Here is a 1,070-nt window from a genome sequence, read left to right as displayed (position 1 = left end):
CTTGACCAATTGCACCTTGAGGGTTTGTTGTTGCGTCGTCATTTGAATGCTTCCTTCAGCCTTGCGAGAGCTTGCGCTCAGGCGAAGATTTCTTCGACGGTCAGGCCGCGCTTGGCAGCCACTTCGGACGCGGTCGTCGAGTTCTTCAACCCGTCGAGCGTGGCGCGAACCATGTTGTAGGGGTTCGACGAACCATGGCTCTTGGCCACGATGTCGGTGATGCCCATGACTTCGAACACGGCGCGCATCGGGCCGCCGGCGATGATGCCGGTACCCTTCGGGGCCGGGATCATGACCACCGAGGCAGCGCCCCAATGGCCCGTCACGCGGTGATGCAGCGTGCCGTTCTTGATCGAGATCTTGGCCAGGTTGCGACGGGCTTCTTCCATCGCCTTCTGCACGGCAGCAGGCACTTCCTTGGACTTGCCCTTGCCCATGCCGACGCGGCCGTCGCCGTCGCCCACGACGGTGAGTGCTGCGAAACCGAGGATACGACCACCCTTCACCACCTTGGTGACGCGGTTGATCGCGATCATCTTCTCGCGCAAACCGTCTTCAGGGCCTTCGTTCTGCGTTCTTGCTTGAATCTTTGCCATTTTGAATCTCGTGTCCGTTTAGAACTGCAGGCCGGCTTCGCGGGCAGCGTCGGCCAGCGCCTTGACGCGGCCGTGGTACGCGAAACCAGCGCGGTCGAAGGCGACCTTCTCGACGCCGGCAGCCTTCGCCTTTTCAGCGATGCGCTTGCCGATGGCCGTTGCAGCGGCGGCATTGCCGCCCTTGCCCGAACCGCCGAGTGCAGCGCGCACTTCGGCTTCGGCCGTCGATGCGGTGGCGATCACCTTGGTGCCGTCGTCGGAGATGACGGTGGCATAGATGTGCAGGTTGGTGCGGTTCACCGTCAGACGGGCCACGCCCTGCGTCGCGATGCGGATGCGGGTCTGGCGCGAGCGGCGAAGACGCTGTGCTTTTTTGGTCAACATCATTTTGCTGCCCCTTACTTCTTCTTGGTCTCTTTGATCACGATCTTCTCGTCCGAATAACGGATGCCCTTGCCCTTGTAGGGCTCAGGC

General features: G+C 61.9%; 2 protein-coding genes and 1 pseudogene. All 3 read right to left on the bottom strand.

All coding sequences use genetic code 11. The features are described from left to right. Nucleotides 1-77: 77 nt before the first annotated feature. Nucleotides 78-596 (bottom strand): 30S ribosomal protein S5, encoded by a 519-nt coding sequence (rpsE, locus tag AC1DOC_RS34800; RefSeq protein ID WP_015867795.1) that lies wholly within the window; start codon nucleotides 594-596, stop codon nucleotides 78-80. A gap of 18 nt (nucleotides 597-614) precedes the next feature. Continuing rightward, nucleotides 615-980: a 50S ribosomal protein L18 gene (rplR, locus tag AC1DOC_RS34795; protein ID WP_021012927.1), complete on the bottom strand. Its 366-nt coding sequence runs from the start codon at nucleotides 978-980 to the stop codon at nucleotides 615-617. Nucleotides 981-994: 14 nt separating this feature from the next. Beyond that, a pseudogene (locus AC1DOC_RS34790) lies at nucleotides 995-1,070 on the bottom strand (50S ribosomal protein L6); the annotation flags it as partial.

This window comes from Variovorax sp. 01T439_2 (genome assembly GCF_056398445.1).
The sequence above is the reverse complement of the archived record's forward strand: the minus strand, read 5'-3'. Positions and strand labels throughout refer to the sequence as shown.